At 49.5% G+C, this 19,240-nt stretch carries 19 protein-coding genes; 5 read left to right on the top strand and 14 right to left on the bottom strand.

Annotated elements, in window-relative coordinates; translation table 11 throughout:
* Positions 1-34: 34 nt before the first annotated feature.
* On the bottom strand, positions 35-433 hold the full coding sequence (locus SATMO3_RS04470; protein ID WP_371378070.1) for a bacteriohemerythrin: 399 nt from the start codon (positions 431-433) through the stop codon (positions 35-37).
* Positions 434-683: 250 nt separating this feature from the next.
* Here SATMO3_RS04470 and SATMO3_RS04465 point away from each other — a divergent pair, with 250 nt between their 5' ends.
* Positions 684-938 (top strand): hypothetical protein, encoded by a 255-nt coding sequence (locus tag SATMO3_RS04465; RefSeq protein WP_371378067.1) that lies wholly within the window; start codon positions 684-686, stop codon positions 936-938.
* A gap of 102 nt (positions 939-1,040) precedes the next feature.
* On the top strand, positions 1,041-1,526 hold the full coding sequence (locus SATMO3_RS04460) for a TIGR00725 family protein (protein ID WP_371381670.1): 486 nt from the start codon (positions 1,041-1,043) through the stop codon (positions 1,524-1,526).
* A gap of 69 nt (positions 1,527-1,595) precedes the next feature.
* On the opposite strand, the gene SATMO3_RS04455 is transcribed toward SATMO3_RS04460, so the two are convergent.
* The 3 genes from SATMO3_RS04455 to SATMO3_RS04445 are packed head-to-tail and all read right to left on the bottom strand — an operon-like array spanning position 1,596 to position 3,462.
* Entirely contained in the window at positions 1,596-2,369 is a 774-nt protein-coding gene (locus tag SATMO3_RS04455; protein ID WP_371378064.1) for an HAD-IIB family hydrolase, read from the bottom strand.
* 51 nt (positions 2,370-2,420) lie between these two features.
* Entirely contained in the window at positions 2,421-3,182 is a 762-nt protein-coding gene (locus SATMO3_RS04450; RefSeq protein ID WP_371378061.1) for a transposase, read from the bottom strand.
* 25 nt (positions 3,183-3,207) lie between these two features.
* Positions 3,208-3,462: a hypothetical protein gene (locus SATMO3_RS04445; protein ID WP_371378058.1), complete on the bottom strand. Its 255-nt coding sequence runs from the start codon at positions 3,460-3,462 to the stop codon at positions 3,208-3,210.
* Between the two features lie 173 nt (positions 3,463-3,635).
* Between SATMO3_RS04445 and SATMO3_RS04440 the strand changes: the two genes are divergently transcribed.
* Positions 3,636-3,995 carry an MmcQ/YjbR family DNA-binding protein gene (locus SATMO3_RS04440; protein WP_371378054.1) on the top strand — a complete coding sequence of 120 codons (360 nt, stop codon included), beginning with the start codon at positions 3,636-3,638 and terminating at the stop codon, positions 3,993-3,995.
* Between the two features lie 20 nt (positions 3,996-4,015).
* On the opposite strand, the gene SATMO3_RS04435 is transcribed toward SATMO3_RS04440, so the two are convergent.
* The 8 genes from SATMO3_RS04435 to SATMO3_RS04400 all read right to left on the bottom strand — a co-directional run bounded on the left by SATMO3_RS04435 (position 4,016) and on the right by SATMO3_RS04400 (position 15,817).
* Complete coding sequence (locus SATMO3_RS04435) at positions 4,016-4,513, bottom strand: methylated-DNA--[protein]-cysteine S-methyltransferase (RefSeq protein ID WP_371378051.1); 498 nt, start codon at positions 4,511-4,513, stop codon at positions 4,016-4,018.
* Positions 4,510-6,006, bottom strand: coding sequence for an AlkA N-terminal domain-containing protein (locus tag SATMO3_RS04430; RefSeq protein ID WP_371378048.1), 1,497 nt, complete (start codon positions 6,004-6,006; stop codon positions 4,510-4,512). The genes SATMO3_RS04435 and SATMO3_RS04430 overlap by 4 nt, the downstream gene beginning before the upstream one ends.
* A 611-nt stretch (positions 6,007-6,617) precedes the next feature.
* Positions 6,618-7,895, bottom strand: coding sequence for an iron-sulfur cluster binding protein (locus tag SATMO3_RS04425; RefSeq protein ID WP_371378045.1), 1,278 nt, complete (start codon positions 7,893-7,895; stop codon positions 6,618-6,620).
* A 90-nt stretch (positions 7,896-7,985) separates the two neighbouring features.
* Positions 7,986-9,302, bottom strand: a complete 1,317-nt coding sequence (locus SATMO3_RS04420) for an MFS transporter (RefSeq protein ID WP_371378042.1) — start codon at positions 9,300-9,302, stop codon at positions 7,986-7,988.
* A gap of 210 nt (positions 9,303-9,512) precedes the next feature.
* Complete coding sequence (locus tag SATMO3_RS04415; protein WP_371378040.1) at positions 9,513-10,532, bottom strand: zinc-binding alcohol dehydrogenase family protein; 1,020 nt, start codon at positions 10,530-10,532, stop codon at positions 9,513-9,515.
* Positions 10,533-10,573: 41 nt separating this feature from the next.
* Positions 10,574-12,067, bottom strand: coding sequence for a UxaA family hydrolase (locus SATMO3_RS04410; RefSeq protein ID WP_371378038.1), 1,494 nt, complete (start codon positions 12,065-12,067; stop codon positions 10,574-10,576).
* Positions 12,055-13,599: a tagaturonate reductase gene (locus tag SATMO3_RS04405; protein ID WP_371378036.1), complete on the bottom strand. Its 1,545-nt coding sequence runs from the start codon at positions 13,597-13,599 to the stop codon at positions 12,055-12,057. The genes SATMO3_RS04410 and SATMO3_RS04405 overlap by 13 nt, the downstream gene beginning before the upstream one ends.
* Before the next feature lie 292 nt (positions 13,600-13,891).
* Positions 13,892-15,817 carry a sigma 54-interacting transcriptional regulator gene (locus tag SATMO3_RS04400; RefSeq protein WP_371378033.1) on the bottom strand — a complete coding sequence of 642 codons (1,926 nt, stop codon included), beginning with the start codon at positions 15,815-15,817 and terminating at the stop codon, positions 13,892-13,894.
* A 292-nt stretch (positions 15,818-16,109) separates the two neighbouring features.
* Between SATMO3_RS04400 and SATMO3_RS04395 the strand changes: the two genes are divergently transcribed.
* Entirely contained in the window at positions 16,110-16,385 is a 276-nt protein-coding gene (locus SATMO3_RS04395) for a metal-sensing transcriptional repressor (protein WP_371378029.1), read from the top strand.
* A gap of 21 nt (positions 16,386-16,406) precedes the next feature.
* Entirely contained in the window at positions 16,407-16,589 is a 183-nt protein-coding gene (locus tag SATMO3_RS04390; protein ID WP_371378026.1) for a hypothetical protein, read from the top strand.
* 107 nt (positions 16,590-16,696) lie between these two features.
* Here the strand turns inward: SATMO3_RS04390 and SATMO3_RS04385 are convergent, their stop codons facing one another.
* Both SATMO3_RS04385 and yhbH read right to left on the bottom strand, forming a co-directional pair.
* The gene (locus SATMO3_RS04385) at positions 16,697-17,989 is read right to left on the bottom strand and encodes a SpoVR family protein (protein WP_371378023.1); all 1,293 of its coding nucleotides are present in this window, start codon (positions 17,987-17,989) and stop codon (positions 16,697-16,699) included.
* Positions 17,982-19,172: a sporulation protein YhbH gene (gene yhbH, locus SATMO3_RS04380; protein WP_371378020.1), complete on the bottom strand. Its 1,191-nt coding sequence runs from the start codon at positions 19,170-19,172 to the stop codon at positions 17,982-17,984. The genes SATMO3_RS04385 and yhbH overlap by 8 nt, the downstream gene beginning before the upstream one ends.
* Between the last annotated feature and the right edge of the window lie 68 nt (positions 19,173-19,240).

Here is a 19,240-nt window from a genome sequence, read left to right as displayed (position 1 = left end):
CAACGGCAGCACCGGTGTTTTTATCAACCTGATTTTATTTACCAGCCGGGACAATGTGTTTATCTTGTTTTAAAATATGATCCAATAACCACTCAATAACAAAATTCAGGATACTTTTTAAATACGTATTTTGTTCATTATCGATTTGAGCCAAATCAATTGAATCAATTTTTTCTATAAAATCACTGTGCAGAACCTTATGCGAAAAGAATTTCGGATATTTAACTTCCAGCATATAGGCTTCTTCCGCAGCAAAATGCCGGACTGTGTATTCACGCAACTCACTGACAATCGCTATAATTTGATCATACTTGTCAATAATTAATTCATTATTCAGCAACCTGTCGATTTCGTTCGCAATGTCGAAGAGTCTGTGATGCTGCTCATCAATAGCCGTAACGCCGATGCAATAGTCTTCTTTCCACAGTACCATACCACACCCACCTTATTTTCTGCATAATTAATAGTTATTATTTCTGCAATTAACTGCGAAACCCTGCATTAGTTTGTATATAAAGCAAGACTTTTACAGAAATATGACGAAACTCCTTTTTTTCGCATACCGGTAGTTCCCTGGGCCGTATAGCCGGGCCCAAGCCGGCAAAAGAATACGGCGCCTTGGCGGCGTTGCGCAACAATTACAGCAGAGGTGAATATACTACCCTAACAGGAGGGATGTGTTAATGGACTCCTATTGCATTCCTTGTCCCGATATTATTTCCGATCTGGAAGAACTGGAGAGAAAGGCAAAAAGACTGACAAGCTGTTCTACCAGAGCAACAATAGTGACCGGTAACTCAATTGTAATTTTTACTATGCTGGTACTACAGGAAATTCTCGAACAGCTTGCGCAGGACCCGATTGCCAATTTAAGCAGCATACTCTCGGTAGCCAACAGTATTGCCGCTTTAAACAGCAGCATCCAGGTTGACCCCTGACCAATCCGGACTGTGCTGTCACTTTTCATTTGCACTGAGACAGGAAAAGAAACTGCAATCTTAGAAAGTAAATTACAAGACGGGTGACGGAAGCTACAAGAAATCGCCTTACAGGGCGCCATTCTGCTTACAGGCGGAACAAGCGGCGTAATGGGCGCGGTTTCCCGCGGAGCCAAACAGGCTAACGGCCTGGTTGTCGGCATTCTTCCCGGCGACTTAAGGGACGCCGCCAACCAATATATCGACGTTCCTATTACAACAGGCTTGAGCTTCGATTATCGCAGCCTGATATTAGTGCATTCCTCGGATGTACTTATTATGATTGCCGGCGGTAACGGCACATTAGGCGAATTATCCGCCGCCTACCTCAACCGTAAACCTGTCGTTATTGTGGAAGCATCCGGCGGCTGGGCGGCAAGAGTTCGCCAGGTCGCTTATGACGGTTCCTACCTTGATGAACGCAAATGGGTAAAACTTGATTACGCCAACACCGCTAAAGAAGCAGTCGCTATAGCGGTAAGCAGGGCTGCCGGACTGGCAGAACCACGAAATAATCCAGCGGCCATTCTGCCTGATGGTGATGGCTAGCCGCTGTTAAAACTAAGCAAAATGTAAAAATCCGCCGTGTCCATAAATTGGAATAACAGCGGATTTTTGCTAAATAAGCCTGTAAAAGGTTAACGCCTGGTAAATGCCATCCTGATTAACAGGGCTGGTCACGTAATGGGCCCGGGCTTTTAGGTCGGAATGCGCATTCCCCATGGCAATACCGGTCTCCACATGGGCAAACATATCCAGATCATTTAACCCGTCGCCAAAACAGTACGTTTGATAACCGCTAAGCTCCAGCCTGGTAAGAACTTCATGAATGGCTACGCCTTTACCGGTATCGCCGGCAAATACATCATAGCCGTACTGCATTTCTTTAAGCGGAATAAACCGCAGATAAGGCAGTTGCTCTTTAAGATAATCATATTGTTCGGTAAAAAAAGCATTAATTTGATAAATGTCTTCCCCGGCCGTCAGGCTTTCTGCCTGCGGGCTGAGCCTTACCTGCAGTATTGTCAAAAATTCGTCAACATACCGGTCACGGTTAAAAGCCACCGACTTGTCAGGTGTGTGCAATACATAAGCGATCTCCTGCCCGAAGGCAGCCACCGCTTTTTTTAATACATCATCCGCAATCGGGTTACTGTAGACAACCGATCCTTTATAAGTAGCCAAACTGCCATTGGAAGATATGATAATATCAGCCAGCGCCAGCAGGTTTTCATCCTGCAGCATCTTAAGCGACCTGCCGGTCGCCAAGGCAACCAACGTACCATTCTGCTTTAAAGTATGGATACCGGCCAGTGTCGATGCTGGAATGCAGTTATTGTCACGATCAACAATAGTATTATCTACATCAAAAAAAACGATCTTTTTGCTCATCCGGCCCTCCTCGCTGCAACTTCCCCAAAACACGGGGACAGGGACTGCGTTTTATGCTTTCCAAACCCGGGCTGCCGGCAGCCCGGCTATGCGCGCTATCTGGCGTATACTGGCGCCGTCAACGGCTTTCATTACCCGTAATATATTTTCTTGCTTTTCGCGTATTTCATGACTGACTTGTATTGCTTCAATGCCAAACTGCTGCCTGACGATCTGCCGCAAATCCTCGTCACTTATTTTGATTTTATTCTCCTGAATTTCAAGACACACATCTGTATTGGTTTCCCGTGAGAAACGGGCAAATCGCCTGACCGCCTCATCGGAATTGCCGGCAAACAGCGCTAACGCATAATGTATGTCCACAATTTTGCCTTTCTCTGTATATTCGCGATAACTGCTCCAGTTGTAATCGGCTGCATTGGCAACCAATTTTGCCTTAGCCGGGTTCTGGTGAATATAGCGCAATACCGTTAAAAAATAGCTGTCGGTTTCTACCGCCTCACTGCTGAATCGTTCCTGAAACAGATGCCCGCAGCGGTCATGCCTGCTGTTGAACCAGATAACATAGCTTGAGCTGACACGCTGGATTATCGTACTTATCGGCTCTTGAACTTCCTGCAATAAGATGTGGACATGATTATCCATTAAGCAGTAGGCAAAAAGCCGGCACTGGCTGATATTTTTACATTTTGCAAGAACTTCGAGTAATTTCAGCCTGTCTTCATCATCTTCGAAGATGCTTTGCCGGTTAACCCCGCGCAACACGATATGGTAGATGCCGCTGCTGCTTTTTTCCCTGGGTTTTCTTGACACATGCTTCACCTCTGAAGACATTATATCACTTCACTTTTAACAAAACAACGTCCCTGTCCCCGTGTTTTTCGCCGGGAATAAAAAGTCCGCCGTTTCCATATTCATCGGAATAACGGCGGATTTTTTGTTTCTCCTTATGGCGCCTGTAGTCATTTTTCCGGTCGGTCCAGACCGGGGCCAATTTAACCTCCGGCGTCATGACCCGGTTGGGCTTGCCGGCAATCTTCAGGGTGTTCGGGTTAATGGTTCCACATTTTATGGTTTTGTTGCTTTTGGACATGGCAAAGCACCTCCTATACTACTTCAATTATAATTGCCACGGCTTTATTATGCAATCGGCAAGTTTCCGGCTTCACGGCGAAAACGCCAGGTTAAAGGGAATGCCGCCGTTCCAAACGAATACATACCGTAATCTGAGTAAAAGCTGGTATAGAAAAGAAAGGGGACCTGGATTTGGATTCTAAAGTTCTGTATTCCTATTGTTTGACGAAACCGGGGGCCATTGAAGATTATCCATTTGGTCCTGATATTATTGTGATCAAGGTTGCCGGTAAAATATTCGCCCTTCTGTGGCGCCGCGACGGCAAAGATACGCTGTCGCTGAAATGCAATCCTGACTATGCCGAGATATTGCGCAAGCAATATCCGGGCGTAACGCCCGGATATCACCTGAATAAGCGGCATTGGAACACAGTGCTGCTTGACGGCCGGATTCCGGAAGATGAAATCAGGCAATTCATCGATCACTCTTATGATTTGGTATATAACTCGCTGCCCAAACGGTTGCGGACAAAGTCTGCCGGTGACTGGTAGACGGGCGCAAAGCTCAGTGCTTACTCCTTTATGCTCTCCAGCCGCAAAAGGACTTCTTTTTTGTCAAGACCGCCGGCATAACCGGTCAGACTCTGATTGGTCCCCACCACCCGGTGGCAGGGAATCAGGATGGAAATGGGGTTGTGCCCGACGGCGCCGCCTACCGCCTGGGCGGACATGGAATGAAGGTTTCTGGCCGCAGCGATACTTCTGGCGATTTCACCATACGTCGAGGTCTGCCCGTAAGGAATACTGAGCAAAATATCCCATACAGCCTGCTGAAAGGCTGAGCCCCGAGGCGCAAGCGGCAGGCTGAAGCTTGTATCCTTGCCGGCGAAATAACCGGTTATCCGGGCCTGAAGTTCAGTAAAAAGCGGATGATCAGGCTTGGCAGCCCAGGCTTCAGTACCGGTAGGATAATATTTTTGACTGATAAACCATAAACCGGTCAGCGCTTGGTTTTCGGCGGCGGCAGTCATAGGTCCCAGCGGAGTGGCAATAGTGGCGGTATAGATCATTTTTCCGGACAGCTCCTTTCGGGATCAGATTCATTTGTCAACGAGTTCCAAAGGGTGATAGTGGCGTAAGAACGCCAGGGACTCCACTTTTGGGACAAAGCCGCAATTTCGGCCGGCGATATCATGGCCAGCGCTTTTTTTACTCCGTAATCGGTGTGGGGAAATGCGTCCGGCCAGCTTAAGGCGCGCATGGCAATATACTCTACCGTCCAGGGACCGAAGCCTGGCAGGGCCAGGAGTTTTTTCATCTCCGCCGCCGGATCGGCACGGTACGTAAGGGTAATCGCGCCGGTTGCCAGGGCGGTAGCCAAAGCCAGGATGGAGCGGGCGCGGGCGCCAATGATCCCCAGCGGACCCAGGTGATTTTCAATCGGCATTGCCAGCGCCAGTATGCGCTCAGGCGCGGGGAACAGGTGCGTAAGCTCTGCAAACGGGGTAGCTACCGGCCGGCCGAAAGCGGCGGCAAACCGCATGGCTAAGGTGCGGGCCGCTTTAACAGTAATCTGCTGCCCCAAAATGGCCCGGACCGACATTTCAAAAGGATCAAAGCAGCCTGGCAGCCGGATGCCGGGTATTACCATATTCGGTAAAAGCTCATTCATGGATGCCAGCTTGTCCGCGATATCCAGCGGGTTGCAGCTGGTGTCAAAAAGCTGCCGGATTTTGGCCAGTACCTGAGGCAAAACAGGCAGCAGCCCCGACGCCAGTGTTACCGCCAGCGCGTTCTGTTCCGGCCTGTTGGTTACCGCGATCCAGCCATGATAATAATTACTATCCTTTTCCAGGACAACCGTACGGCGGTAAACACCGTCCGCTACGCTCTCGACGCCGGGAATGGCCCGGCTGGCCAGAAAAGCAATGAGTTTGTCCCAGGCATACGGCGGACGGTAACCGAGAGACAAAGTGATCCCCCCGTGCGGATCGGTGGTTGCCTGCGCCGGCTTCCTCAGGCTGCCGGGCGTTAGCCGGTACCGTTCTTTGAACAGCGCATTAAAGCGGCGAATACTGCCGAAACCGGCGTACATGGCGACATCGGTCACCGAAAGCCGGGTATCGGTAAGCAAACTTTTGGCAAGCAACAGCCGCTGGGTCAGCAGGTACTGCACAGGCGAAACACCAAATTCGTTTATAAAAATCCGGCGCAGATGCCGGTCGGTAATATTAAGTTTGGCGGCAATATCACTTATTTTTCCGTTCGCCAGGAAATCCTCCTCCATAAGCTGTACAGCGCTCCGGGCCAGCCGGGACACAGCATCAATGGGCGCAAGCCCCGGCGCCAGTTCCGGCCGGCATTTGAGGCAGGGCCGGTAGCCGGCGGCTTCGGCGGCGGCGGCGCTGACGAAAAAAGTGCAGTTGGTTTCTTTGGGAGACTTTACCCGGCAAACCGGACGGCAATAGATGCCCGTGGAAGAAACTCCGATAAAAAAGCGTCCGTCAAAACGGGCATCATGGGCCCGCAAGGCCGCGTAACAGGCCTTGTCATCCAAAAGCATGGCTTGTACTCCTCCCGGTATCAGTCTACTGGTCTAATTATAGCACAGGGTTTAAAAAGTACTGGCCATTTTCGGACATGCTGTTCGTGATATCCTGTCCCCGTTCTGTGTTGGTATAAGAAAAACCGCTAACGCGGTCCTTTGGCTTTGCACACGTCAGTTGATTCTGGAATGCAGGAATCAGGGTCTTACTTTTGTCATCGCTACAAAAGTAAGCAAAAAATCTAGGCCCAGAGCCTCCAAAAGCTGAAAAGCCAGGCGATATTCCTAAAATCCGCAAACTCGCTACGCTCAAACAGTGCGGATTTCTTTACGGAATACCGCCCGGCTTTTCTCCTTCGGAACGCTTTTTCCGGCAAAGGCCGGAGGGGTTACGGGAATTACGAGGGGTACCGGGCGTAAACAGTACTGAGGCGCAGGCGGCCGTTATGCATAAGCGGAGGTTAAGCGCCAGCGGCGAAACGTTGTATGACGGCCGCCTGTGCCGGGTTCTGTAATGTAAAGCAGACTTAGCTTCAGGTGAGGTTTTAACCCCATCTGAAGCCAAGTTGTCGGATAAAAGTAAAGCTCAGTCTGCCCCGCAAGCGGAAGCAAACTGAGCCTTAAACATCTTAAATGAGATCTTTTTGCGGTTCCCCGTTAACAAAAGTCAGCGCGCCAGGCGCTGAAATTACTTCAATATCAGCATTGGCCATTGCTTCCGGCAGCAGCGCCTCACTAATGAGTACATCTGTCAGTTCTAAGGTGTTTTTTATCCAGACAATTTTATGCTGTCCAGGATTAACGCCGTTACACATTTTGACCGCTATCCGGATAGCATCTTCAGCCGTGGCGGCTACCAGCGGTATTTTGGCTGCTTCTACTTCGGTACTCGTAAAAACATTGGTGTACATGCTGATATAGTCTATCTTATCGAACAGTTTACGGGTAGTGACATCAACCATGCCCACACCGTTGGCATTGCCGTGCGACTCTTCCGTGACATCCAAAATGACGCCTTTTTTGAAACTAGGACCGCCGCTTACGCATTTTGTGATATACAGTCCGGTCACATTCGGATCTTGCCCGTCGCCGCTGATATTCTTGCCGATTTCATCAATAATGAGAACGTCAAACTGATCAAACATAATGCGCCCCATCAGCCGGCGCGCTTCCTCCAGCAGGGCCTTTTCCCGCTCTAATGACAAAATGTCGGCTTTCGGCACGACTTCTATTTTATAAGTATCCTCAAAAGCATTTTCCACGAGAGCAACGGCAAATAATATATTTACCCTTGCCGCAATCATGCAGCCGACCTTGGGTATCAGCTCGGTAAAACTGGCAAAACCATGGCTATGAACCGAATCGGCTCCCATTTGCTTGCCAAGTCCGATTACCAGCATTTTGCAAATACCGCTTTCAATGGGCCCACGGAAGCAGGTATGCGGCTTAATCCGCGGAATGATAACGATACCGTCCGCCTTAAGTGCACTTTTGGCAACATAGATAGGAAAACCCGGCTCTAATTCACCAATACACTCCACATCCATCGACGCATCTACCGGCACACCCATAGTTTCTTCACAAATACCGAAAGAGGCTATTAACTCAGCCTGACCTTCAGCACATGCGCCGCCATGACTGCCCATTACCGGAATGATAAAAGGGATGGCGCCCGCTTCTTTCAGGGCGTCAACCACCGTCTTGGTAATTAGCGCGATATTTGCCACTCCGCGGCTGCCCACGCCAACGGCAATTCGCTTGCCAACCAGATCTTTTACATGAGGAGCCATTTTTTCGCGCACTTCGCCTGGAATATCTTCCACCTTTTGCCTGCTGAATTTCTGCTTAATATGCACAAAACGCGGCAGTTCAATTTTGGGAAACTTACTTAAATCCAGTGATTGCATAGCATACATCCCCTAACTACATAATTGGTGAGAGCGGCTGCTAAGCAGCCACTCTCACTTTTTTAACAATTATTTTATCAGTTGCAATATTTATTTGGAAGCATCCGCAGCCGCTTTTGAATTCGAGCCGATGCCGAGAGGAATGGAAAATAGCAACAGGGCTGCTGCCAGGAAGCCGGAAACAGCAATGGCATACAGGCCCGCGCTGGAACTATGGAAAGTCTGTTCGGCCCATACCCGCAAGTTGGGAGCAAGAAAGCCGCCCAAATTGCCTATTGAGTTGATAAAGGCAATCCCGCTGGCTGCAGCAACGCCGCTCAAGAACCGGCTGGGCAAGGTCCAGAAAACCGGCTGGCAAGCCAGGTTGCCGCAAGCAACTACGCACAAGGCCAGAATGCCCAATATCGGGTTGCCGGTAGCGGAAACAATGAAGCCAACGCCTGCCGCCCCAATAATGGCGGCGGCCAAAGTACCGCGTTTACCTGTTTTGTCGGAATAACGGGGCAGCAGCACAGTGGCGGCTAATGCACAAATCCAGGGAATGGCGCTAACCAGCCCCACCATAAGGCCTACCTTTTTGCCTAACAGTCCGGCCACGTGTGTGGGTAAATAGAAGTTTAAACCATAGTTGCTGACTTGAATCATAAAACAAATGGCGGCCAAATACCATACCTTGGGATTGCCTAAAACCTTAAGCGCGCCAATCTGCGCCTGTGATTTGCCGGCGTTCTCAGCTTCCAGTTCAGCTTGCAGCGAATTCTTTTCATCTTCAGAGAGCCATTTTGCATCTTTGGGTTTATCAACGAGATACCAGTAAGCCCATACACCGACAACTGCAGCTAACAGTCCTTCCACTAAAAACATCCATTGCCAGCCGTTAAAACCGAGTACTCCATGCATATCCAACAACAATCCGGATAAAGGGGAGCCAAAAATAAACGCCAGCGGCGGTCCCAGCCAAAAGAGCCCCATCACCGAGCTGCGGCTCCGTTCAGTAAACCAGTAGGTGAGATAGTAAACAATTCCCGGCATAAAGCCTGCTTCGGCAATACCTAACAGAACCCGCAAGGATAAAAACTGCGTTTCCGTCGTTACCCAGGCGAAACCGGCCGAAATCAGGCCCCAGGTGATCATGATACGGGCTAGCCAGGCCCTGGCCCCGACATGATGCATAATAATATTGCTGGGTACTTCAAATACGGCGTAACCTAAGAAGAATATGCCGGCGCCCAACGCAAACGCCGCATCGCTGATACCGGTATCAACCTGAAAAGCCTGCTTGGCGAAACCAATATTGGCGCGATCCAAAAAAGCCAGAATATACATTAGAATAATAAACGGAACTATTTTTTTCCGGGCTTTATCCATCGCACGATTGGTCAGTTCGGTATTTATAATAGCTGCCATACGTATACACCCCTTGTTCTTATTTTTGGGAACGGTAGAATGAATGCCTTAGTATCTTTTGCTGCCACCCCCTTGGCGGGAGAGCAGCAAAAGAACAATTTCTTATTGTTGAGATACATGGGTTATTATATGATGCAATGGTAAGCAAATACAAGCTGTCGTACTTTTACCCGGCTACAGATGCACCGGCTTCTCCTTCCTGTCAGCAATTCAACTTTGGGCAAGAGCAACTACTTTTAAATATTTTCCCGGATTTTTGGCGATATCACTTACATAATCCGGAATCTCCGCAAAAGCTATTGTTTTTGTTATTACTGCGGCAACATCCACTTTATTCTCCGCTATGAGTTGTATACTCTCGGGGAACGAGTGGAAACTATTCCTTGAGCCCACAATGTCAAGCTCTTTTTTAGTAAACAGGGCTGTCGGCAGGGGAATTTCGTTCTTCGGCCAGCCTACCAGCGAGATCCTGCCCGAATAGGCCACATAGTCGATACTGCTCCGGATAGCGGCGGCGTTGCCGGAAGCTTCAATGATAACTTCCGCCATCCTGCCGCCGGTAATATTCCGGATTTCGTTTACCGCATCGGTGTTAACCGGATTAATGACGTGCTTTACCCCTAAGTCTTTAGCAAACGCCAACCGTTCTTCCACCGGATCTACGACAATGGGTACAGCCTCCAGCGTCAGCGCATACTGGGCTGCCAGTAGACCGATCGGTCCGGAGCCGGTAATCACCACATGCTCCCCTTTCTTTACGCGGGACCGCTTTACCGCATGCATGGAAATGGTCAGCGGTTCAACCATCGCCAGTAAGTTCCAGGGTATCGTATCGGGAACTTTGTGCACCAGATGACGCGGATGAGAAAAATAGTCGCTCATTGCTCCGTCAATATGCACTCCCAGGACGGTAAGATTTTCACAGCAGTTAGTCCGCGCATTCCGGCAAGGATAGCATTTACCGCAATATACATAGGGTTCCAGGACAACACGGTCGCCCACTGCCAGCTCGGTTTCATTCGCGGGGATTTCAACTACTTCACCGGCGACTTCATGTCCAATAATCCGTGGATAGGATACCAGCGGATTGGTGCCCAAATACGCGCCTATATCCGAACCGCATATGCCTAAGCTGTGCACTTTGATCAGAACTTCATTGTCTTTGCGAGCAGTTTTAGGCACTTCCTGCACTTTAATTTCTCCGGGTGACTGCAAATAAATCGCGTTCATAGTTTAACGAGGCCTCCTTGATGTATCTCCTAGAACTTGTATTACAACGTCACGCCATTTTTAAAAATGGCAATTTCTCTAAAACCCATTTCCTCTGACTTCGTCGGCTTGCCGGAAGCTACCGCCAGGATATAATCGAACAATTCTCCGGTCATTGCCTCCATTGACTTACCCGCCAGTAGTCCGCCGGCGTCAAAATCCATCCAGTTACCCTTGCGCTTGACCAGATCGCTGTTGGTGGCCACTTTTACCGTGGGTACCGCTGTACCGAGAGGAGTACCACGACCGGTGCTGAACAGAATAATGTGACAGCCGGCCGCCGCCAGCGCCGTGGACGCCACCGCGTCATTGCCAGGTCCGCTCAAAAGATTGAGCCCTGCGCTTTGTACTGAATCACCATAAGCCAATACATCTACGACAGTACTGCGGCCGCCTTTTTGGACACAGCCCAGCGATTTTTCTTCCAGAGTAGAAATACCGCCTGCTTTATTGCCGGGCGACGGGTTTTCGTAAACAGGCTGGTCATAGGCCATAAAGTAGGCTTTAAAATCATTAATCAGGTTTACTGTCTTATCAAATACGGCTTTATCTTTGGCCCGGTTCATCAAAATCGTCTCGGCCCCGAACATCTCCGGCACCTCGGTAAGAACCGAGCTTGCTCCACAGGCCAGTATCCGGTCGGAAAAAGCGCCCAGCAGCGGATTGGCGGTAATACCCGAAAATCCGTCCGAGCCACCGCATTTCAAGCCGATAACCAGCTCGGAAACCGGACATGGTTCCCGCTCATATTGACAGGCATAGGCGATCAGTTCGTCAAGCAGTTGTTCGCCGGCCGCTATTTCATCTTCCACTTCCTGCGCTACTAAAAACTTCACCCGGTTAGGGTCATACTCGCCCACAGCCTTCTTAAAATCGGCGATGTAATTATTCTCACAGCCTAAGCCAAGCACCAATACACCGCCGGCATTGGGGTGGTTAACCAAATCCGCTAAAATACGCTGCGTTGTCCGGTGGTCATCCCCGAGCTGCGAGCAGCCATACGGATGGGTAAACTCAAACACCCCGTCAATGTTAGCCTTGTCCGCCGCTTTGCTCTGCCCCTGTTTTGCCAGCAATTGCGCTGTCCGGTTAACACAACTCACGGTAGGAATAATCCATACTTCATTACGGACCCCAACCCGCCCGTCCTGACGGCGATAACCCCGGAAGCTTTTGCAGTCTTGCCCTTGATCAGCCTCTTGGACAGAAACTGCAGGCGTATAGGAATATTCCAATAAATCGCCTAAGTTTGTCTTAACATTATGGGTATGCAGCCATTGTCCCGCTCTCACCGCCTGAGTAACATGACCAATTGGGAAACCGTATTTAACGACATTCTGACCCTGGCTCAAATCACACAGCGCGATTTTGTGCCCGTGAGCAACATCCTCCAGCGCAATCACTGCCGCAGATCCCAGGGGAATTTCCGCCCCTCGTTTAATATCTTCCAGAGCAACTGCTACATTGTCAAGCTCATGTATTTTCAGCAGGGACAATCTTTACCACCTCCGACTAATTTGGCGATGGCAGCCTGTATCCCATCGTTTGAAATCTGGTACAAATAGTCGGCTATCTTGTCTGTGAAACCGGCTAACTTGTTAAGATCCTGCCCCCAGATGGCACTGTTGCCCAAAACTGTCTCGGCAACTTTGAGCGCTCCCGCCCGGCTGGCATCGAAGTCCTTCCAGGCAGCAGCAAAGAATTCCAATACCGGAGCATCGTCTTTCATAATAAACTCATTTTTTTCTCGTTTAGCCCGCATACTGCCGCCTTCAACCTGGCCGTTTTTATATACGGCCAGCAAGGCTGCCAGTGAAAAACTGAGCAGGTCAGGCAGTTTACCTGTCCGTTGTTGATACTCAATGATGGACGGCAACACTCTGGCTTTAAATTTGGAGGATGAATTGAGTAAAATACTAATCAGATAGTGCTTAATAAATGGATTCTGGAACCGCTCAACGACAGAGTCCGCAAACTCAACAAGCATCTTTTTGTCAAGGTCAACGGATGGAATAATTTCCTCGTAAATAACCTGTCTTACATATTTGCCCATAACCGCATGATCCATCATTTCCCCAACTGTCTCCAGGCCATATAAGAAAGCGGCGGGAACCGAGGAAGTATGAGCGCCGTTTAAAATACGGACCTTGCGGGTGCGGTAGGGAGTCATATCGTTTGTCCAAACCACATCAAGGCCGACTTCTGCAAACGGCAGCCGTTTCGCCACTTCTGCCGGCCCTTCAATTACCCAGAGATGAAACAGTTCGCCGGTATCAAGCAGTTGATCGTTATAACCGAGTTGATCGGCCAAAAGTTTGGCTTCCTCCCGGGGATAGCCTGTTACCACCCGGTCAACCAGTGAATTATGGAAAGAATTGTGCTCTTTTATCCATTTTTTAAAGGCTGCCGGCAGATTCCAGTTATCGGCTAACTGCAGGACGGCCTCCTCAAGCTTGTCGCCGTTACGTTCAATAAGCTCGCAGGGTATGATTACCATACCTTTGTCGGCACTGCCGTTAAAAAATTCAAAGCGATGAAACAGATAGACGGTCAGTTTTGCCGGGAAAGAATTCGGCGGCGTCATTGCCAGTCGATCGCTGGCATCAACCACTATGCCCGCTTCTGTCGTATTGGAAATCACAAATTCTATAGCTGGGTTTTCAGCGCATTTTAACACTTCATCCCAGTGAGTATATGGGTTAATGCCCCGGCTGACAGAGCTGATAACCTCTTTACACTCTTTTACTTTTCCATCCTGCAGGCCGCGCAGCAACAGAGTATACAAACCGTCCTGCTCATTGATTACAGAAGTCAGGCCTTCCGGAATTGGCTGAACAGCAACAACTCGCCCATTAAATTTTCCTTGCGTGTTCATTTGGTGAATCATCCACTCCACAAACCCTCGCAAAAAGTTGCCTTCACCAAATTGAATCACTTTTTCCGGCAGTTTATCCGCCAAAAACGGCGCCGTTACATCTGCGGGAAAAGCAAAGCCGCTTTCTAAGAGATTCTGGTTTAACCTCCGCATATATATATATCCCCTCTCTAGCCGGTAATGAGCATATTGCATTAAACCGGATCCGGCATTTTGTCCTTGTGCAATAAACAATACCCGGTATTTCAACCCATATAATTATAGTCGCAAGAATCATGCCAGCTTTAAGAAAGCTTGCATTACCTGCAAAGCGCCTGCTAACCAAAAATAAAACTGGTGCAAAGAGCAACAAAATTCGTTGCTTTTTGCACCAGTTGAAACAAAATTTATCCGACGACTAACCTTCCGCTGGGGTTAAAACCCCACCCTGAAGCCTAAATCTGCTTTATTTGCTTTGCTTCTGCATTCTGCGCCATAGGGTTGTCCGGCTGATTCCCAGACGCTTAGCGGCGCGCGTGTAATTAAAATCCTCTTCCCGTAAAATTTGTTCTATCATATCCTGCTTAACATCTTCAAGTTTGGCAGGTTCAGCAGCAAGCGCACTGTTAATTGCCAAGCCTGGATAGTCGCTAGAATAATCGGAATGCAAATCGCATCTGTATATTTCTTTGATATCGTCGGCGCTGATTTCATCAGAGTCCGACAATACCATTGTTCTTTCCAGAATGTTGGCCAGTTCACGGATATTACCCGGCCAGGGCAGGCTCTCCAGAAAGTGGATCGCGTCCTCGCTTAATTTTTTTACAGCCGCGTCCTTATTACTCAACTTACGCAAAAAGTGTTCTACCAACAATGGAATATCACCATATCTGTTTCGCAAAGGCGGAAGATGCAAGCGCAAAATGTTGAGTCTGTAATACAAGTCGGCGCGAAACTCTTTATGCGCCACAAGTTCTATCAAGTTCTGGTTCGTTGCCGCAATGATTCTGACATCAACAGGCGTCACCTTATGCCCGCCCAGGCGCATTACCTCTTTCTCCTGCAGTACCCGCAATAAGCGCGCTTGCAGGGCGAGCGGCAATTCACCTATTTCATCAAGGAATATGGTCCCGCCATGCGCTAATTCAAATAGACCCTGCTTACCGCCTTTTTTCGCCCCGGTAAACGCGCCTTCCTCATAGCCCATCAGTTCGCTCTCCAGCAACGTTTCCGGTAAGGCGGCGCAGTTAATGGCGACAAAGGGACTTTTGACCCGGCTACTCAATTGATGAATACTCTGGGCAAACATTTCCTTGCCTGTGCCGGATTCGCCGGTGATGAGAACGGTAGAGTCAGGAGCGGCATAACGGCGAACTTGACGCTTGGCAGCCTGCAATACTGCCGATTTGCCAATTATCTGCTCGAGGTCAACTTTGGCCACCAAACCTTTTTCATGCAGTTTTTGCCGTATGGTTTGTTCGAATTGCTGAAGCTGAGTGACATCCTGGAAATTAGCAATAGCTCCAACCACTTTATTCTTAATTTTGATCGGAATCCGTTTGGTAGCCAGTACTTTATGTCCGATATGCTGTATTTCGCCTATATTGGGTATGCCGCTGTCAAGTACTTCCGGCAAACGGGTATTAAGCATAACCTCTCTTACCGGCCGTCCGATCACATTGGCGCTTTTCACCCGGAAAATTTCACAGGCGGTTGGGTTGAAAAAAGTAATGCGATTATCTGTATCGATAGCGACAATGCCATCTGTGGACGAATCGACAATAGTACGCAAAAGCTCTGCCCGTTCCTGTTCCCGCCGGCGCACGTCAGCCACCAGTTCGGCTTCTTTGATTGCCTTGTACACCGCATCTTTGCCTGATTCAATTACATAACCGCCGAGCCCCATTTCACGCGCAATAATAACCGAGTTAGCGTCACCGATTACTACTTTTATCCCCTTGCTGGCGGCAAAGGCAATTTTATCAGCTGTTTCCGCCATATTATCAAGTGGTATTACATGGATAGAGACACCCAGCAAATCAGCAAGGCGCTCACATTCGTAAATCACGCTGCGAAAACCGGCAATACCAATAATTTGGGGGTCAACGCCGGCCTGCTTTATGGCATGAAACACATCCACAGCGGTAACCTGTATTTCCACCACCGGCACCGTTGCAATTTGTGAAGCAATTGCCAAGGCTGTTCCGCCGCGGCTAATCAACACCTCTGCGCCGCGCTCCACCGCTTGCAGGGCCCGTTCCACCCCATCCCGTGAATCGCCAATAGCAATCTGCACATTGACATTGAGTTCAGAAGCTCTTTCCTGAAGTACAGCTTCAGTAGTTCGCGCCAAATTGGGAAACGGAGCAATCACACAAATTTTATAGTCCATTTGGTTTCTTCACCAGCTCCCGTAAACCTGACTGTATCATACCTGTCATCCGGTTCAACTTCCTGAAAGGTTTCTAGCAGAAAACCGCCTGCCAAGGCGGTTAAAATTCATTGCTCCTGTTATATATGTTCTTATTCTATCATTTCTAACCTCACCAAACAACAGAAACAGAGCGGACTTAAACGTCTGTGGCGCTATGTTGCCATCATCGCGCCCTGCATTTTTACGCTTATTTTCTTTTTCTTCTTGACACATCCCCCCCAGGGGGATAATATGATAAATGGAGGGTGTCATGGAAAATCATATTCACACAAGCCACAAACAGGTACTTAACAGACTTTCCAGGATTGAAGGCCATGTCGCCGCCGTCAGACGGATGGTTGCCGAAGGACGCGACTGTCCGGACGTCCTGGTACAGATGGCCGCCATTCGCAAAGCCATGGATAATACCGCCAAACTGATTCTGAAGGATCACATGGAACATTGCCTTGTGCATACGGCCGGCGGCGAGGATCAAACCGAAGTATTGAAGAAACTGCAAAAAGCCCTTGACCGTTACATGGGATAAAATTTTTCAAGAGGTGTTTTAATGAGATTATTAATAACACTCATTGGCCTGCTCGGTATCCCTGCCATTTGCTCTGCCCATTCAGGAATTGTGGCCAGAACATTTGCCAGCTATTTACCGTTTGTTGTCCCGCTGCTCCCCGCAATCTTGCTGGCCTGTTATAAATTCTGCCGGCGTTGTTTCGGCCTGCGTGACAAAGAATAAACGCATGCTAAAAGAATTAAATTCAGCTATGATATTGTATAAACAACCTGCACCGGCTGAGTCAGCCGAGTGCAGGTTGTTTGCTGTTACTAAGAATCTGCTATAAATCAGGTAATTATGATCTCCTGGTATTGATTGCAGGCGATCACTTTATCCTTACCATCCAGCTTGGTACGGATTTTAACGCCGCCGCCCCACAGCCGGGCGACATATTTTATCGTTTCCTGCGCATACTCAAGTTCGAGTTCGCGTCCTTCAAAATCATGCTCCAGAATCAAATCGCCTTTGTCCACTTCCTGCGGGCTAATGGCCGGAATGCCGCCCATACCCACCGAGTTGGCCAATTGGTCGCGAACGGCCTTCCAGCCGGCATCGTCGGCCACTTCAGACACAACGATATAATCGTCCTCTGTGTCATAGGCAAACAGGTTCATTTCCCGGCACATTTCCTGGTTGAGATAGCGCCTGATAAAAGACTGATCCCTGTCTTCCGCCCGGATGGCCATAATTCTTTCCCGTCCCAGCGTTTTATCGAGATACTCAAAGAGCTTAAAGCCGACAAAGTAAGGGTTCAGCTGCTGCTGGTGGGGCCTTATCACCAGATTATGCCGCTGCAGAAACTCCAGGTACAAACCCTGCGGCAGTTCAAGCTGTTTTAAAATCTGGTAGTGCCAGTAGCTGGCCCAGCCCTCATTCATGATTTTGGTCTCGATCTGCGGGATAAAGTACAGGCTTTCCGCATGGACGATATTGACCAGATCGCGTTCCCAGTCGTCCAGTCTGCCTTTCTCGCCCAGGAAGGCCAGTAAGTCATGCCTGATCCGGCCAGGTACAGCTTCCGCCTTTTCCTGTTCCAGCGTCCGGCGGGAACACGGTTCACCCGCCCCGGTCCGGGATACCTGAAACTTCAGAGCGTGCGCCGCATCCAGAATATGCTCCACTTTCTCCGGCCCGATGCTGGGGTCGTCAACGTAAGCGCGCACCCGGTCGGCATGAGCCTTAAACATCTCCAGGGTCAGTTCGGCCCGGGTATCCCGCTTAAACAGGCGGTTATTCTTGAAGAAATCATTGTGCCCGTAGACATGGGCCATGGTAAGAATCTGCAGCAGGAGGGTATTGTCGCGCATGAGATAGGCCAGGCACGGATCGGAGTTGATGACCATTTCGTACGGCAGCCCGCTCAGGTTATACTGGTAAAAGGTTTTCTGCCGCTCGTACGCCTTGCCGAAGCTCCAGTGCGGGTAATGCGACGGCATGCCGACATAGGCCTCGTAACACAGCATGTCCTCATAGCTGCAGATTTCAAAATGCTGTTCGTAACTGTCCAGGCCAAACTCCCGGACTTTGCTCTCTATCTTCTCATTCCATGCCGCCAGTTCAGCCAGGGTATAGTCAGTCATCGGTCTCACCTCCGGCCCTGTCCTTTTCCAGAATTTTTTTGAATACCGGCCAGACATCGTCTTTGGTTGCAATAGTGGCGGCAATAAAGTTATCGGCTTTGATCTCTTTTTCATATTCCCGCATGATGGTGCTGCCCCAGGATTTGATGCCGACCTCGCCGTAGCCGAAGAGATTGCAGATCGCGCACAGTTCCCCGGCCAGTTCGATGGTTTTTAAGTTGTCGTCAGTCCAGTTGTCGCCGTCCGAACAATGAAAGGCGTAGATATTCCACAGGGCCGGGTTATACCGCTGTTCAATAATTTCCAGGGCTTTGGCGTAACCACTGCTTATGTGGGTGCCGCCGGACTCGCCTTTATGGAAAAACTCGTCTTCGTTCACTTCCTTGGCTTCAGTGGAGTGAGCGATAAAGGCGACTTCCACCTGTTCATACTTATAGCGGACAAACTGGTAGAGCAGGAAGAAAAAACTGCGGGCCAGATACTTGCGCGTCTGATCCATGGAGCCTGACGTGTCCATGATGCAAATAACTACGGCATTGGAATGCCGGTCAATATCCGGTTTCACCCGGAAATAACGTAAATCATCCTCCCGGAAAGGCACCCGCCCTGTTCGTCCTTCCCCGGCTTCCACGACCGGCATATCTATGCTGCGCAGCGCCGTTTGCTGGCGCTTAAGCTTCTCGACAACAGTGCGCTTTTTGGCCAGACGCGGCGGGATCCCCTTTTTCTGAAAACCTGAGCGTTTATAGTTGCGCTCTGCTTCGATTTGCGAATACTTCTTGCGCTCCAGATCAGGCAGGTTTAAGTCCTCAAACAGGTACTCAACCAACTCGTCCAGGGTAATCTCGGTTTCATAAATATCCTCTCCCGGTTCGCTGCCGGCCTGTCCGCTCCCCGGCTGCTGCCCTTGCTGTCCCGTTTTGCCGATGACCTGGCCGCGCTCTTCCCCGCCGGTGCCCGCCCCGGCGCCGCCGCTATTATTACCGTAAATAAACTGGTACTCTTTGATGCCCTTGATGGGGATCTTAATCTTTTTATCTTTGCTCTGGCCGATGATGCTTTCTTCGGCGACAATGCCGCCGATATTCTTTTTAATGGCATCTTCCACCAGTTGGCGGTGCCGCTTGCGGTCCCACTGGGAGCGGTCGGTGCCGCCGGTACTTGCGTCTTTAAAAATCGCCACAGCTTTTCCCCGCCTTCCGCCTTGTTTTACGAAAAATCTCCTCGTCATTATCCTACAGTCTTAAGATT

This window comes from Sporomusa aerivorans, assembly GCF_041428895.1.
Lineage (GTDB): Bacteria > Bacillota > Negativicutes > Sporomusales > Sporomusaceae > Sporomusa > Sporomusa aerivorans.
This window is presented reverse-complemented; position numbering and strand designations above follow the sequence as displayed.

What these genes read in the sequence shown, in the direction of transcription:
- SATMO3_RS04430 (WP_371378048.1), bottom strand. Translation starts at nt 6,006, where the DNA reads ATGCTTTTGGATGACAAGGCCTGTTACGCGGCCTTGCGGGCCCATGAT.
- SATMO3_RS04425 (WP_371378045.1), bottom strand. Translation starts at nt 7,895, where the DNA reads ATGCAATCACTGGATTTAAGTAAGTTTCCCAAAATTGAACTGCCGCGT.
- SATMO3_RS04395 (WP_371378029.1), top strand. Translation starts at nt 16,110, where the DNA reads ATGGAAAATCATATTCACACAAGCCACAAACAGGTACTTAACAGACTT.
- SATMO3_RS04445 (WP_371378058.1), bottom strand. Translation starts at nt 3,462, where the DNA reads ATGTCCAAAAGCAACAAAACCATAAAATGTGGAACCATTAACCCGAAC.
- SATMO3_RS04455 (WP_371378064.1), bottom strand. Translation starts at nt 2,369, where the DNA reads ATGAGCAAAAAGATCGTTTTTTTTGATGTAGATAATACTATTGTTGAT.
- SATMO3_RS04385 (WP_371378023.1), bottom strand. Translation starts at nt 17,989, where the DNA reads ATGACTGACTATACCCTGGCTGAACTGGCGGCATGGAATGAGAAGATA.
- SATMO3_RS04400 (WP_371378033.1), bottom strand. Translation starts at nt 15,817, where the DNA reads ATGGACTATAAAATTTGTGTGATTGCTCCGTTTCCCAATTTGGCGCGA.
- SATMO3_RS04415 (WP_371378040.1), bottom strand. Translation starts at nt 10,532, where the DNA reads ATGAACGCGATTTATTTGCAGTCACCCGGAGAAATTAAAGTGCAGGAA.
- SATMO3_RS04435 (WP_371378051.1), bottom strand. Translation starts at nt 4,513, where the DNA reads ATGATCTATACCGCCACTATTGCCACTCCGCTGGGACCTATGACTGCC.
- SATMO3_RS04405 (WP_371378036.1), bottom strand. Translation starts at nt 13,599, where the DNA reads ATGCGGAGGTTAAACCAGAATCTCTTAGAAAGCGGCTTTGCTTTTCCC.
- SATMO3_RS04390 (WP_371378026.1), top strand. Translation starts at nt 16,407, where the DNA reads ATGAGATTATTAATAACACTCATTGGCCTGCTCGGTATCCCTGCCATT.
- SATMO3_RS04470 (WP_371378070.1), bottom strand. Translation starts at nt 433, where the DNA reads ATGGTACTGTGGAAAGAAGACTATTGCATCGGCGTTACGGCTATTGAT.
- SATMO3_RS04465 (WP_371378067.1), top strand. Translation starts at nt 684, where the DNA reads ATGGACTCCTATTGCATTCCTTGTCCCGATATTATTTCCGATCTGGAA.
- SATMO3_RS04420 (WP_371378042.1), bottom strand. Translation starts at nt 9,302, where the DNA reads ATGGCAGCTATTATAAATACCGAACTGACCAATCGTGCGATGGATAAA.